Source organism: Thiobaca trueperi (assembly GCF_004342175.1).
GTDB classification, from domain to species: Bacteria; Pseudomonadota; Gammaproteobacteria; order Chromatiales; family Chromatiaceae; genus Thiobaca; species Thiobaca trueperi.
On the sequence record NZ_SMAO01000010.1, the window covers coordinates 72,814 to 86,340 of the forward strand.

Genomic DNA, 13,527 nt, shown 5'->3' on the forward strand with positions numbered 1-13,527 from the left:
GGCACTAACCTGATTTGACGACTGCCCCCTATGCGCAGGCAGTCGTCATTGACTCGGCAAAGCAGATACCTTCGGGTAATTCGATGGTCATGCACAGCGGCAGGTGATCGGAAAGCGGGTAATTGATGACCCGTGCCGTGATGACCTGGAGCGGCTGCGAGACCAGAATATGATCCAGATTACGTCGCGGACGCCAGCTCGGAAAGGTCTTGAGTTCGCAATCGAGCCCCTGCATCTGCGTCTTGCACACCATGGCGCGCAGACCTTTGGAATCGCTGCCGCAATTGAAGTCGCCCATCAGCACCAGATAAGGGTGCTCCTCAGCAAGCGCCACCAGATAATCCAGTTGCAGTCGCCGCGCATGCCAGCCGAGCGCAAGATGGACGATGATGACCGCCAGCGCTGCACCATCCGAAAGCGGGTACTCCGCCACCACGGCCCCGCGTCCGGGCAGTCCGGGGAGCTTGTGCTCGGTGATCCGCTGTGGATGCAAACGGCTCAGAAGCCCGTTGCTGTGCTGGGCGAAGGGGCCAAGGTTACGGTTGATCTGGCAATACCAGTGGGGAAAGGCGCCCTGACGGGCGAGATAGTGAATCTGGTCGATATAGGCGCTGCGCAGACTGCCGGCATCGACCTCCTGAAGCCCCACCAGATCAAACTGCCGCAGAAGCTGGGCGATGCGGGTCAGGTTGACCAGTCGCTCGGGATGAGGCAGGACGTGCTTCCAGCTATTGGTGACATAGTCGCTGTACTGGCGGGAATAGATTCCCCCCTGCACGTTGTAGCTCAACAGATTCAGTTGCCGCATGATCGCAACGCGGATGGTCCTCCAAGCGGATGCCTCGATATGCGGCTAACCCTCGCGCAAATGGAGAATCCACAAGCGAGATGGAGAGTAAAAAGGCAGCCGCGAGGCTGCCTCATGAGGTCGTCAGTCGTCCGGAATGCCTTACTGGCTCAGACCCTGAAGATACTGGGACACCGCCGCAATCTCCTTTTCGGTCATGCGGGCGGTCACGCCGCGCATCATGCCGTTGGGATCGTTCGCCCGCTCCTGTTTCTGGAAATAGACCAGCGTCTGCTTGATGTAATCGGCGTGCTGACCGGAGATGCGGGGGAATTTCGACAGTCCCTGACCCAGACCGGCCGGGCCATGACAACCGCTGCATGCCGGCACGCCAGTGACCGGATTGCCGGCACGATAAATGGCTTCGCCCAACTTGGCCAGTTCCGGATCGGCAGCCCCGCCGCGCTGGGTCTGAGTCGAGAAATAGGCCGCCAGATCGAGTACTTCCTGATCCGTCAGGGGCATGGCCATCGGCGTCATCTGGACATTGGCGCGATTGCCGGCCTTGAAGTCCATCAACTGTTTCTGGATGTAAGCCGGATGCTGGCCGGCGAGCTTGGGCCAGATCGGCACGATACTGTTGCCCTGCGGCCCATGGCAGGCCACGCAAATGGTGCTGGCCTTCGTCTCGCCCGCTTTGGGATCGCCGGGCTTGAGCGCCTCGGCGGCCTGGAGCGAACCGCTCGTCAGGACCGCCGCCACCGAAACCGTCATCAGCCAAGTCTTCATCATCGCAAATGCCTAATCTGTTCGTTTCGCGGCCACGCCCATCGTCCAGCGACGCGCAGCCTGAGGTTGGGGTTCGGAAAATCTGGCGATGTATATCAGATATTTGGCTTCTTGGTCAAACCAGGATGCTGCATTGGCGGCACACCGGTCTGGCGCACGGGCGCCTGGACTGACATCCTGCTGCCATCGTCGTAGATGAGTGTCAAATCGACGGACGCACCGGGTTCCAGGCTCTGCTTGAGACCGATCAGCATGAGGTGCAGACCGCCCGGCTTGAGCGTGACCGTCTCGCCAACAGGCAGTTCGATGCGGTCAATGCGGCGCATCCGCATCATCCCATCCTCATTGACATGCGTATGCAGCTCGGTGACTCCGGCGACCGGGCTTTCCGCTCCCACCAGCGCATGGTTCTGTGCCGATGAATTGGTCAGCGACAGAAACACGGCGCTGTTGTGCTGGCCGGGCGGGACGGCGCGGGCATAGGGATCGCTGATGGCGATCTCAGCCGCCTGCGCGGCGATGGTGATTCCGGCGAACAGGGTGAACGCCAGGGCGGATGATCGAAACATGTGGCCGGGCTCCGGGTGATTGATGGGGATAGGGTTTTTGACTGTCATCAGTTGTCAGCGGTGTCTTTGGACGGGGTAACGGCCAACAGCCGGCGCATGACGGCCAGAATCCGCTCCGGCGGGGTGGCGTGATCCAGAGTCTGGACCAGATGGCCGGCGGGATCCACGATATAGGTATAAGCGGAGTGATCCACCAGATAGCCTACAGCCGAGCCCGTCTGTTCCGTCCGGCGATAGGCGGCGCCATACTGCGCGGCGACCTGCGCCACCTGTTCGGGAGTGCCGGTCACGCCCTGGATGTTGGGGTGAAAGTAGGCGGCATAGACGGCGAGCCGGGGCGGGTCGTCGCGTTCGGGATCGACACTGACGAAAAGCACGCGCACTCGTTGCAGCTCATCGGGCGTCAGCTCCCTGAGTGCAGCGGCGAGAAAGGCCAGATTTGTTGGGCAGATGTCGGGGCAGGTGGTGTAGCCAAAATAGATCAGCACCACCTGTCCGCGCAGATCGGATAACCTGACCGGACCCGCTGCCGAATCAAGCGTAAAATCACCGCCCTGGGGTGGGGCTGCCAGATCGAGCGCCGACGTCACCTCTGTTGCCGCGCGACGGGTCGGCTCCCAGCCCGACAGCAGCCAGCCCAGCAGTGCGGCAAGCACGGCGATGGCGACGAGCAGTCGATGTCGTGTCATGTATCCGGATTTTCTGATGATGGATCATTTTATGTGCAAGCATTCTACCGCCGCCGGACTGGGTCTGACGATGCTCGCGTTCCTCGGTGCCGCATGGTCCGCCTGAGCGACTGGTGGCAGACGCGGATCCTGGAGCAGGAACGTCTGCGCTTCAGCGCCGGGGACTGGGAGCAGGCCTGGGCGTCGCTCCCGCTGCTCAGGAATCTCGGGTCAGCCGAGACCGAGCGACTGGCCGATCTTGCGCTGCTGTTTCTGCGCGACAAATCATTGGAGCCGGCTCAGGGGCTTCTGCTTACCGCGCCGATGCGTCTGATGATCGCCCTGCAGGCCTGTCTGCCGGTGCTGGAACTCGGGCTCGACTGGTATCGCGGCTGGTACGCAGTCATCCTCTATCCGGATGCTTTTGTCCCGGCGCGCGAGGTCATGGATGAGGACGGTTTGGTCTGGCTCGACAACGAGGCCAAGAGTGGCGAGGCCTGGGAGCAGGGGCCGGTGATTCTCTCCTGGGCCGACGTGGAGGCCGGACTGGAACTCGATGGCTACAATGTCGTCATCCATGAGCTGGCCCATAAGCTCGACATGCGCGATGGTGTCGCCAACGGCTGTCCGCCGCTCCATGACGACATGTCGGCTGTCGCCTGGAAGGCGGCATTTTCGCGGGCTTACGACGCCCTCTGCCGGCAGGTCGATGCGGATGAGGAGACGGTGATTGATCCCTATGCCGCCGAATCGCCTGCCGAGTTCTTCGCCGTTGTCAGCGAGTCCTTTTTCGAGGTGTCGGCGCTGCTCGTCAGCGAGTATCCCGATGTCTACGCCCAGCTCCGGGCCTTCTATCGGCAGGATCCGCTGAGGCGGCACGGTTCTGGAGAGCCGGCATGCCGATTTGTTCCAGGGCGGTGAGCCGCTGTGGGCTTAAACCGTGCCCGCTGCGGTATCTGATGTTTGGGAATTGAGTCGGCCTTGACAGAATCGACGACCGTTCGAGCGGGCGCGGTTTAAGATATTAAAAAATATAAAATTTTAAACCGCGTCTCCACTGAGATCGATGACATCTCCAAAGCCAAACACAAATTGAAAATGACGCCTATCGCGCTGGACGCGGTTTAATCGGTTGGAACACCGTCGAAAAAATCAACCAGACCGGTTTCCAGCGCATATTCGGCCCCGACCACCAGCAGACCGTCACGCTCGATCAGCGATTCGATGATCGCCGAGCCATGCCGCAGATGATCCGCCGAGGCGCGCACGTTCGCGCGCACCGCTGCCCGATGCAGGGCATCGCGGTCATGCCGCAGTTCGGTATCCAGAAAGCCTTCCACCGCTGGCTTGACCCGCCTGACGATCGAATCGATGTTGCACGATTCGCTGCCCCCGCCATCCAGCAGGGTCTCGATGGTCGCCGTGACCGCGCCGCAGCATGAATGGCCGAGTACCACCACCAGTCGGGTATGGTAACGGGAGACGGCGAATTCCACGCTGCCGACCTGCGACGGCGCCACGATGTTGCCTGCTACCCGGATCACGAACAGATCGCCCAGCCCCTGATCGAAGACGATTTCAGCCGGCACCCGTGAATCCGAACAGCCGATGACGATGGCGCACGGTGTCTGTTGTACCGCCAGTGCGGCGCGCTGTTGATGGGTCAGGAGTTTATCGGCCTGACGGCAATTGTTGGCGAAGCGGAGATTGCCGTCGCGCAGACGTTGCAGCGCCTCGCGAGCGGAAGGTGTTTTACTCATGGATGATCAGAACTCAGCGGGCAAAGCAGGATTCAAGCCGCCTTGCGGAAACGGAGAATAGTGGCTTATTAAACCGCTCCGTGCAGTATGCGATGTTTTGGGTTTGGATCGATCTTGACGGCATCAACGACCGTGTGAGCGGGCGCGGTTTAAGATATTAAGAAATATAAAATTTTAAACCGCGTCACCACTAAGGGCCGTCGATGCGTCAAGCGTCGAACTCACTCGAAACTCAGCATTTCGCTCTGGACGCGGTTTAGTCGATGACTTCGGCTTTTTCGATGATGACATCCTCGACCGGCACGTCCTGATGACCGTTGCGGCTGCCGGTGCTGACGCCCTTGATGATATTGACGATCTCCATTCCTTCGGTCACGCGCCCGAAGACACAGTAGCCCCAGCCATCCTGACCGGGATAATCCAGAAAGCCGTTGTCGGAGACATTGATGAAGAACTGCGAGGTTGCCGAATGGGGATCCATGGTCCGCGCCATGGCAAGCGTGCCGGTCAGATTTTTCAGCCCGTTCTTGGCCTCGTTCTCGATTGGGCGGCGGGTTGGCCTGGGGGTGAAATCCGGGGTCATGCCGCCGCCCTGAACCATGAAGCCATCAATGATGCGATGAAAGATGGTGCCATCATAATGTCCGTCGCGAACGTACTGCTCAAAATTGGCGCAGGTCTTCGGTGCCTTCTCAGCATCCAGTTCGATGAGAATATCGCCGTGGTTGGTGGTCAGTCTGATCATGCGGGTGACTCCGGGTTAGGTAACGGCGCGGACTCTGTTTGAGCGGGCGCACTGGATTTGAGGGGCAATTGCGCGCATGGTACGGACTTTGGTGCGTCCGCGAAAGCACAGTAACGCCGTCATCCATGCCTTTGGTAACATGGAAGTCATGCGCTTTCCTCTCGTCATGTGTGGCCGGCAGGCGCGGTCGTCAGCGGGGGCGGAGGGTTTGTCTCTACCACAACCCGGTCTGCCACAAATGACGAAACACTGACCCACGAATTAAGAATTCTTCCTGATGCTACAGATTTACAACAGCCTGACCCGCCACAAAGAACCCTTCCAGCCTATCGAGCCCGGCAAGGTTCGCATGTATGTGTGCGGCATGACGGTCTACGACTACTGCCATCTTGGTCATGCGCGGGTGATGGTCGTGTTCGACGTGGTTTACCGCTATCTGCGCTCGCTGGGCTACGAGGTGACCTACGTCCGCAACATCACCGACATCGACGACAAGATCATCCGCCGCGCCAACGAGAATGGCGAGCCCTTCCTTGAGCTGACTGACCGCTTCATTCAGGCCATGCGTGAGGATGCTCAAGCCCTGGGTGTGCTGCCGCCAACCGACGAGCCGCGCGCGACCGCGCATATCGGCGAGATTCTCGCAATGGTCCAGACGCTGATTGACAGGGGATTCGCCTATGCGGCGGACAACGGCGATGTCTATTATGCCGTTGGTCGTTTTCCCGGCTACGGCAGACTCTCCGGCAAGGATCCGCAGGATCTGCGGGCCGGGGCGCGGGTCGAAATCGATGAGGCCAAGCGCGATCCGCTCGATTTTGCCCTCTGGAAGTCCGCTAAAGTGGGTGAGCCGGCCTGGGATTCGCCCTGGGGAAAAGGTCGCCCCGGCTGGCATATCGAGTGCTCCGCCATGAGCACCTGTGCACTGGGCAACCATTTCGATATTCATGGCGGTGGCGCCGATCTCCAGTTCCCGCATCATGAAAACGAAATCGCCCAATCAGAAGGGGCGACCGGCGAGCCGTTCGTGAATGTATGGATGCACAACGGTTTCGTGCGCGTCAACGAGGAGAAGATGTCCAAGTCGCTGGGCAACTTTTTCACTGTCCGCGAGGTTCTGCAGGCCTATCGGCCCGAGGAGGTGCGCTATTTCATCCTCTCCAGCCACTACCGCAGCCCGCTGAACTACGATGACGAGCATCTCCAGAACGCGCGGGGTGCGCTGAACCGTTTCTATACGGCGTTACGTGGACTGCACGCCGCCGAACCGACAGGTGCTGAATCTTTCCGTGATCGCTTCAAGGCGGCGATGGATGATGACTTCAACACGCCCGAGGCGCTGGCGGTGCTGTTCGATCTGGTGCGCGAAATCAATCGGGTGCGATCCGATGACAGCAGCCGTGCGGCGATTCTGGGCGCTGAACTGCGGTATCTGGGGGGCGTGCTCGGTCTTCTTCAGGGTGATGCGGAGGGCTATCTGCGTGGCAACGCATCGGATGATGGATTGGCCGATGCCGAGATCGAGGCGCTGATCGCGCGGCGTATGGCCGCGCGCGCCGACCGCAACTGGGCTGAAGCGGATCGTCTGCGCGCACTGCTCACCGAAGCCGGCATTCAGTTGGAAGATGGTCCGCAAGGGACGACCTGGCGGCGTGGATCCCTGTGATGTCCGTGCTTGTGGATAAGTCCGTTCGACGCAGCTAGACTCGCGGATCTTCGATCAATCCGGTCAGGCGACGGACGGATGCGCCGTTCCCAGGCAAAACAGGGGAGGGCGATGGCAGGGGACGGCGTATGCTGGGTACCTGTCGAAGCGGGACTGATGAAACGATGACTGTCGGGAGTGGCCGTGGGCGTATGGGAACAATGTGTCAGGCAACTGAAGGGCGAGTTGACATCGGCAGAGTTCAATACCTGGATTCTGCCGCTTCAGGCGCGCGCAGATGGTTCCCGCCTGCGCCTCTTCGCTCCCAACCGCTTTGTGCTGGACTGGACGCAGAAGCATTATGAGAAACGTCTGGTTGAACTCTGCACCCTGTTCAGCGCGGGGAACCTCGTACAGATCGCCTTTGAGGTGGGTGGTCTAGAGCATCGGACAGGCGGATCATCCGCACAGGACCGAGCGAACAGTCAACCCGCTGTGCCGGATCTGGGCGAACGACGCGCCAGCGCCAATCTGAATGCTGATTTCACCTTTGAAACCTTTGTTGAGGGCAAGTCCAATCAGCTCGCTCGAGCGGTGTCGATGCAGATTGGTCAAAGTCCTGGAACGGCTTATAACCCATTGTTTATCTATGGTGGGGTCGGGCTTGGCAAGACCCATCTGATGCATGCGATCGGCAATGTCATCCTCGCCACAAATCCCAATGCGCGGGTGGTCTATCTCCACTCGGAGCGCTTCGTTGCCGAGATGATCAAGGCGTTACAGCATAACCGGATCGATGAATTCAAAAAAATCTATCGTTCGGTGAATGCATTACTCATTGATGACGTGCAATTTTTCGCTGGCAAGGATCGTTCTCAGGAGGAGTTTTTCCATACCTTTAATGCACTTTTTGAGTCCCGCCAGCAGATCATCCTGTCGAGCGACCGTTTTCCCAAGGAAGTTGTCGGACTGGAAGAGCGTTTGAAATCGCGCTTCGGATGGGGATTGACGGTTGCGGTCGAGCCTCCTGACCTGGAGACGAGTGTTGCCATTCTCCATTGCAAGGCCACTCAGTTGGGTGTCGAGCTGAGTGATGATGTTGCCTTTTTCGTCGGGCGTCGTATTCGCTCCAATATTCGCGAACTGGAAGGCGCCCTGCGCCGTCTGGTGGCGAATGCCCAGTTTACCGGAAAACCCATCACACTGGAGTTTGCCAGGTATGCGCTGCGCGACATGCTGGCGGCGCAGGACAAGCAGGTTAGCATCGAAAACATCCAGAAAACGGTGGCGGAATATTTCAAGCTCCGCACGACCGAACTCCTGTCGGCTAAACGCAGCCGCTCATTGGCCCGTCCAAGACAGATTGCGATGGCGCTGGCGAAAGAATTAACCAAGCATAGCCTGCCCGAGATCGGCAGCGCCTTTGGTGGTCGCGATCATACGACCGTTCTGCACGCCACACGGAAAATCAAAAGCTTGAGGGAAAGCGACGCCGGAATCGAAGAGGACTATAAGAATCTGTTAAGAAGATTGACCTCATAGTTAAACCGCGTCCAGAGCGAGAGGCTAAATTTCGAGTGCATTCGACGTTTGGCGCATCCACGATCTTTGGTGGGACGCAGTTTAAAATTGTATTTTTTAATATTTTAAACCGCGCCAGCTTTGGCAATCGTCGATGCAGCGAAGGTCGATCCAAACCAAAAATATCGTATACCGCGCCAAACGCGGCTTAACTGAATATGTATGGAGAATTCGATGGAATTCGTCGTCAACCGAGAGGTTCTGCTTCCGGCGCTTAACAAAGTGAACGGCGTCGTCGAACGGCGCCAGACACTGCCGATTCTCGGCAACTTGCTGCTGGTAAGCCAGGGCGAGCGCATGATCATGACCGCAACGGATCTGGAAGTCGAAGTTAAAACAGACTTTGCCGTCGACATCCAGCAGGCGGGGCAGACCACTTTGCCCGCGCGCAAGCTGATGGACATTTGCCGCAGTTTGGCTGAGGGCGCGGAAATTCGCTTTCGAGTCAAGGATGAGCGGTGTGTGGTCACTGCCGGTCGCGGACGTTTTTCGCTTGGCGTCCTGCCGCCCGCCGATTTTCCGCTGATGGAGCCGGAAAGTGCCGGGCTCAATTTTTCCATCACTGAAGGCATCCTGAAGCGTTTGCTGGATAAAACCGCATTTGCCATGGCCCAGCAGGACGTGCGCTATTACTTGAATGGTCTCTTGATCGAGTTCGGTGCCGCCATGCTGACAGCTGTTGCGACCGACGGGCATCGACTGGCGAAGTTCCAGAGCAAAACCGGTATCGTGATGGACGGCGTCCGACAGGTCATCGTTCCGAGCAAGACAGTTCTGGAACTGCGGCGCCAGCTCGGCCATACAGAAGATGAGGTGTCAATCAGTCTTGGGGAGAAGAGCTTTAGAATCATTGTTGGCCATATGACGATGACATCCAAACTGGTTGATGGCCGTTATCCTGAATATGAGCGCGTTATTCCGCGCGAAATCGGTCATTTGGCATCAATGAACAAAGAGGATCTGAAACGCGCGTTATCACGCACGGCGATTTTATCCAACGAAAAATATCGCGGTGTTCGACTGACATTTGAGCAGGGTGTGCTGAAACTGCTTGCTCACAATCCAGAGCAGGAAGAGGCCGAAGAGGAAATCGAACTGGATTATGCTGGCGAGCCGACTGCAATTGGCTTCAATGTGGCTTATCTCATCGATGTATTGAACGCACTTGATGGCGACGAGGTTCAGGTTCGTTTTCAGGACGGAAACAGCAGTTCAGTCTGGCGTGGAAAAGACGCCGAGGACGAAACCTATGTTGTCATGCCGATGCGGCTCTAAACCGCGTCCAGAGCGAAATGCTGAGTTTCGAGTGAGTTTGGATGGAATCGGCTATCGAAGATGGAAAACTCCAGGGTCTGGTTTCGCTGCGTATTGAAAATCTACGTAACATTCAACGCATGCAAATTGATCTGGATGCGCCGGTTGTCATTTTAAGTGGTGGGAATGGCGCAGGTAAAACAACGGTTCTGGAGGCGATCTACCTGCTTGCACGAGGCCGAAGTTTTCGTGGACGCAAGGCCGGCCCGATCACGACCAATGGCGAATGCTGTACCTCCATCAAGGGTTTCTGTACGGGGCAGCGGGGTAAACTAAGTCTCGGCTTTTATCGAGACCGCACAGGCACCCAGCGTTCGCTTGATTCAGCCCCGTGGGAGAATCAGGATGCAACCCATTTTCCGATTTCCGTCAAACTGATCGGGGAGAACGCTCAATCCTTGTTGGACGGAGATCCGGCGCTTAGAAGAACCTATCTCGACTGGAACGTGTTCCACGTGGAACATCGCTTCGGACGACTACGCAAGAACTTCCATCGCACCTTGTCGCAACGAAATGCTGTCCTGCGCTCCAAAGACTGGGCGGACGGTATCTGGAGTCGTTCCTTCGTGGAGCTTGCGGAAGAAGTCAATCGGTATCGCGAGCAGTTTTTTACGGATTGGCGCGTCCAGTTTCTTCAGCTTTGTCCGACGTTCGATTTTTTGGCTGATTGTGATATCCGGTTTCGACGAGGCTGGTCAGATCGCGACTCATTGGGTGATGCGTTGACCCAGGTGAGAGCAGCCGAAGTATCCTGTGGATACACATTGATCGGCCCGAGTCGCGCCGATTTCACGGTCGAACGTGACGGTAAGGCGGCGTGCTTTTCAAGAGGACAGGCAAAAGCTCTTGTTTGCTTGCTGCAACTTGCTGCCGATCGCGTTCATGCTGAACATGGTGTTGGCGCATCGGTTTGGCTCCTGGATGACCTGGAGGCGGAGCTTGATCAGGATACCTGCTCAAAAATCTGGTCAATTTTTGCGGCGACAGAGGCCCAGCGGTTTGTCACGCGCGTTTCGACAAGGCCAATGGCCGATGAGTGGACCGCAGGAGGCAAGGCTTGCTTGTTCCACGTGGAACATGGCGTCTTGACGCCTTGATCGCCATGCCGCTGCCGTTTTGACGATGATTCATGCATGACATCATGCATGGATCAACCTTCTGTACAAAACCCATGCCGCTGGCATTTTTCTTCCTATCAATCATCGATTTAATCAGACTCCATGACTTACGACTCCACCAATATTAAAGTCCTCAGAGGGCTCGACGCGGTACGCAAGCGCCCCGGCATGTATATCGGCGACACGGATGACGGGACCGGTCTGCATCACATGGTCTTCGAGGTCGTCGATAACTCCATTGACGAGGCGCTCGCTGGTTACTGCACGAATATAACCGTCACCCTGCACGGTGATGGATCCGTGTCCGTCGTCGATGATGGTCGTGGCATCCCGGTTGACATCCATGCGGAAGAGCAGTGTTCGGCCGCTGAAGTCATCATGACAGTGTTGCATGCAGGAGGAAAATTCGACGACAACTCCTATAAGGTGTCGGGCGGACTGCATGGTGTTGGCGTGTCGGTGGTGAACGCCCTGTCTGAACGCCTGCATTTACGTATCTGTCGCGGCGGGCATGTTTATCAGCAGGAGTACCGTCTTGGCGTTCCTCAGTATCCATTGAAAGTGGTCGGCGAAACGAGTGACACCGGGACTGAAATTCGTTTTTATCCGTCGTCTGAAATTTTTACGAATCTGGATTTCCACTACGATATTTTGGCCAAGCGTCTGCGCGAACTCTCTTTTTTGAACTCGGGCGTGCGCATTGCGCTGAATGAGGAGATCTCAGGGCGACAGGATATCTTTGAATATCAAGGCGGCATTCGCGCCTTTGTCGAGCATCTGAACCAGAACAAGGAGCCGATTCATCCGACAGTGGTTTATTTCAGTTCGGAACGTCACTCCATTGGTGTGGAGTTGGCGATTCAATGGAATAACAGCTATCAGGAGACGATCTATTGCTATACCAACACCATCCCGCAAAAGGATGGCGGCACCCATCTGGCCGGCTTTCGCGCGGCGCTGACGCGCACTCTGAATGCCTATATCGAGCGCGAAGGGCTGGACAGGAGTCAGAAGATCCGCCCGGTCGGCGATGATGCGCGCGAAGGACTCACGGCTGTGCTCTCGGTGAAAGTGCCAGACCCCAAATTTTCATCCCAAACGAAAGACAAACTGGTGTCTTCCGAGGTCAAGGCAGCGGTCGAATCGCTGGTCGTCGAGCAGCTTGATCTTTTTCTGGAAGAGCAGCCCGCCCAGGCGAAGGTGATTGCGAACAAGATGCTGGAAGCGGCGCGCGCCCGTGAGGCGGCGCGCAAGGCGCGTGAAATGACACGTCGCAAAGGCGTGCTGGATGTCGCGGGACTGCCGGGCAAACTGGCCGACTGTCAGGAAAAGGATCCGGCCAAATCGGAACTCTATCTGGTCGAGGGCGACTCGGCAGGTGGCTCGGCGAAGCAGGGCAGGGATCGGGCCTTTCAGGCCATTCTCCCCCTGAAGGGCAAGATCCTGAATGTCGAAAAGGCGCGTTTCGACAAAATGCTGTCATCTGCTGAGGTCGGGACGCTCATTACCGCCTTGGGCTGCGGTATTGGCCGTGAGGAATATAACCCGGATAACCTGCGTTATCACCGCATCATTGTCATGACAGATGCGGACGTAGACGGAGCCCATATCCGCACCCTGCTCCTGACCTTCTTCTACCGTCAGATGCCCGAGCTGGTCGAGCGCGGCCATATCTATATCGCCCAGCCGCCGCTCTTCAAGATCAAAAAAGGCAAGCAGGAGGAATATCTGCTAGATGAGTCGGCGCTCAATCGCGCCATGCTGCAAGCCGCGCTGGATGATGCCGATCTCTTCGTCAACACGGATGCGCCGCCATTGGCCCGCACTGCGCTTGAAGCGCTCGCGCATGAGTATCAGGTCTTCGTCGCCATCGTCAAACGACTTTCGTCCCGTTATGACGCCGTCTTTCTCGAAGAATTGCTCAAGTCGCCCGCGCTGGACACAGCGCAAATTGCGGATACACAGCGTCTCGCAGAGTGGTGTGTTGAACTGGAATCACGTCTGAATCAGCATGATTCCATTTCGCTGCACTATAAACTGCATCTTGGCGAGTCATCGTCAGGCAAGGCATCTGTCATTGAACTGATCCGGCTCATTCATGGGATCCCGGAAACCCGGATTATTCCACTTGAGTTTTTCCAGACGGCGGATTACGCAAAAATTCTGGAATTCGGACAGAAGCTTGATGGCCTGCTCCAAGCCGGCTCCTATGTCAGCCGGGGAGAGCGTCGCAAGGAGATTGCGGATCTCGGTGAAGGGATTCGCTGGCTGCTCGCTGAGGCACAGCGCGGCTATGGCATTCAGCGTTACAAGGGTCTGGGTGAAATGAACCCCGAACAGCTTTGGGAAACCACCATGAATCCCGAGATCCGGCGTCTGTTGCGGGTCACCATCGAGGATGCCGTCGCGGCGGATCAGATCTTCACCACGCTGATGGGTGATCAGGTGGAGCCGCGTCGGCTCTTTATCGAGCGAAATGCGTTAAACGTCGAAAATCTGGACGTCTAGAGTCGCAGCATCCAGGCGCTCAGAGCATCCTGATCGCTCTGAG

12 protein-coding genes are annotated in these 13,527 nt (G+C 57.5%); 6 read left to right on the forward strand and 6 right to left on the reverse strand.

Features of this window, described 5'->3' with window-relative positions; all coding sequences use genetic code 11:
• Positions 1-28: 28 nt before the first annotated feature.
• From EDC35_RS16550 to EDC35_RS16565, 4 genes are all read right to left on the reverse strand, one after another.
• Positions 29-808, reverse strand: coding sequence for an endonuclease/exonuclease/phosphatase family protein (locus EDC35_RS16550; RefSeq protein ID WP_132978372.1), 780 nt, complete (start codon positions 806-808; stop codon positions 29-31).
• A gap of 141 nt (positions 809-949) precedes the next feature.
• On the reverse strand, positions 950-1,579 hold the full coding sequence (locus tag EDC35_RS16555) for a c-type cytochrome (protein ID WP_132978373.1): 630 nt from the start codon (positions 1,577-1,579) through the stop codon (positions 950-952).
• A gap of 92 nt (positions 1,580-1,671) precedes the next feature.
• Complete coding sequence (locus tag EDC35_RS16560) at positions 1,672-2,145, reverse strand: copper chaperone PCu(A)C (protein WP_132978374.1); 474 nt, start codon at positions 2,143-2,145, stop codon at positions 1,672-1,674.
• A 47-nt stretch (positions 2,146-2,192) separates the two neighbouring features.
• A complete protein-coding gene (locus tag EDC35_RS16565; RefSeq protein ID WP_132978375.1) occupies positions 2,193-2,834 on the reverse strand; it encodes an SCO family protein in 642 nt (213 codons plus the stop codon).
• A gap of 93 nt (positions 2,835-2,927) precedes the next feature.
• On the opposite strand from EDC35_RS16565, the gene EDC35_RS16570 reads away from it, so the two are divergent.
• Entirely contained in the window at positions 2,928-3,734 is an 807-nt protein-coding gene (locus tag EDC35_RS16570; RefSeq protein ID WP_132978376.1) for a M90 family metallopeptidase, read from the forward strand.
• A 203-nt stretch (positions 3,735-3,937) separates the two neighbouring features.
• Here EDC35_RS16570 and EDC35_RS16575 read toward each other — a convergent pair whose 3' ends face one another.
• Together EDC35_RS16575 and EDC35_RS16580 are read right to left on the reverse strand one after the other, a co-directional pair.
• Positions 3,938-4,573 carry a carbonic anhydrase gene (locus EDC35_RS16575; RefSeq protein WP_132978377.1) on the reverse strand — a complete coding sequence of 212 codons (636 nt, stop codon included), beginning with the start codon at positions 4,571-4,573 and terminating at the stop codon, positions 3,938-3,940.
• Between the two features lie 256 nt (positions 4,574-4,829).
• The gene (locus EDC35_RS16580; RefSeq protein WP_132978378.1) at positions 4,830-5,318 is read right to left on the reverse strand and encodes a peptidylprolyl isomerase; all 489 of its coding nucleotides are present in this window, start codon (positions 5,316-5,318) and stop codon (positions 4,830-4,832) included.
• Between the two features lie 277 nt (positions 5,319-5,595).
• Here EDC35_RS16580 and cysS point away from each other — a divergent pair, with 277 nt between their 5' ends.
• From cysS to gyrB, 5 genes are all read left to right on the forward strand, one after another.
• Positions 5,596-6,984, forward strand: coding sequence for a cysteine--tRNA ligase (gene cysS, locus EDC35_RS16585; RefSeq protein WP_132978379.1), 1,389 nt, complete (start codon positions 5,596-5,598; stop codon positions 6,982-6,984).
• A gap of 183 nt (positions 6,985-7,167) precedes the next feature.
• A complete protein-coding gene (gene dnaA / locus EDC35_RS16590; protein ID WP_132978380.1) occupies positions 7,168-8,505 on the forward strand; it encodes a chromosomal replication initiator protein DnaA in 1,338 nt (445 codons plus the stop codon).
• 213 nt (positions 8,506-8,718) lie between these two features.
• A complete protein-coding gene (gene dnaN / locus EDC35_RS16595) occupies positions 8,719-9,819 on the forward strand; it encodes a DNA polymerase III subunit beta (protein WP_132978381.1) in 1,101 nt (366 codons plus the stop codon).
• Positions 9,820-9,860: 41 nt separating this feature from the next.
• Positions 9,861-10,955: a DNA replication/repair protein RecF gene (gene recF, locus EDC35_RS16600; protein WP_132978382.1), complete on the forward strand. Its 1,095-nt coding sequence runs from the start codon at positions 9,861-9,863 to the stop codon at positions 10,953-10,955.
• Positions 10,956-11,078: 123 nt separating this feature from the next.
• Positions 11,079-13,484 carry a DNA topoisomerase (ATP-hydrolyzing) subunit B gene (gene gyrB / locus EDC35_RS16605; RefSeq protein WP_132978383.1) on the forward strand — a complete coding sequence of 802 codons (2,406 nt, stop codon included), beginning with the start codon at positions 11,079-11,081 and terminating at the stop codon, positions 13,482-13,484.
• Positions 13,485-13,527 lie beyond the last annotated feature (43 nt).

Bases quoted from the DNA above. Each gene is read 5' to 3' on its own strand.
- EDC35_RS16550 (WP_132978372.1), bottom strand. From the start codon at position 808: ATGCGGCAACTGAATCTGTTGAGCTACAACGTGCAGGGGGGAATCTAT.
- EDC35_RS16555 (WP_132978373.1), bottom strand. From the start codon at position 1,579: ATGATGAAGACTTGGCTGATGACGGTTTCGGTGGCGGCGGTCCTGACG.
- EDC35_RS16560 (WP_132978374.1), bottom strand. From the start codon at position 2,145: ATGTTTCGATCATCCGCCCTGGCGTTCACCCTGTTCGCCGGAATCACC.
- EDC35_RS16565 (WP_132978375.1), bottom strand. From the start codon at position 2,834: ATGACACGACATCGACTGCTCGTCGCCATCGCCGTGCTTGCCGCACTG.
- EDC35_RS16570 (WP_132978376.1), top strand. From the start codon at position 2,928: ATGGTCCGCCTGAGCGACTGGTGGCAGACGCGGATCCTGGAGCAGGAA.
- EDC35_RS16575 (WP_132978377.1), bottom strand. From the start codon at position 4,573: ATGAGTAAAACACCTTCCGCTCGCGAGGCGCTGCAACGTCTGCGCGAC.
- EDC35_RS16580 (WP_132978378.1), bottom strand. From the start codon at position 5,318: ATGATCAGACTGACCACCAACCACGGCGATATTCTCATCGAACTGGAT.
- cysS (WP_132978379.1), top strand. From the start codon at position 5,596: ATGCTACAGATTTACAACAGCCTGACCCGCCACAAAGAACCCTTCCAG.
- dnaN (WP_132978381.1), top strand. From the start codon at position 8,719: ATGGAATTCGTCGTCAACCGAGAGGTTCTGCTTCCGGCGCTTAACAAA.
- recF (WP_132978382.1), top strand. From the start codon at position 9,861: ATGGAATCGGCTATCGAAGATGGAAAACTCCAGGGTCTGGTTTCGCTG.
- gyrB (WP_132978383.1), top strand. From the start codon at position 11,079: ATGACTTACGACTCCACCAATATTAAAGTCCTCAGAGGGCTCGACGCG.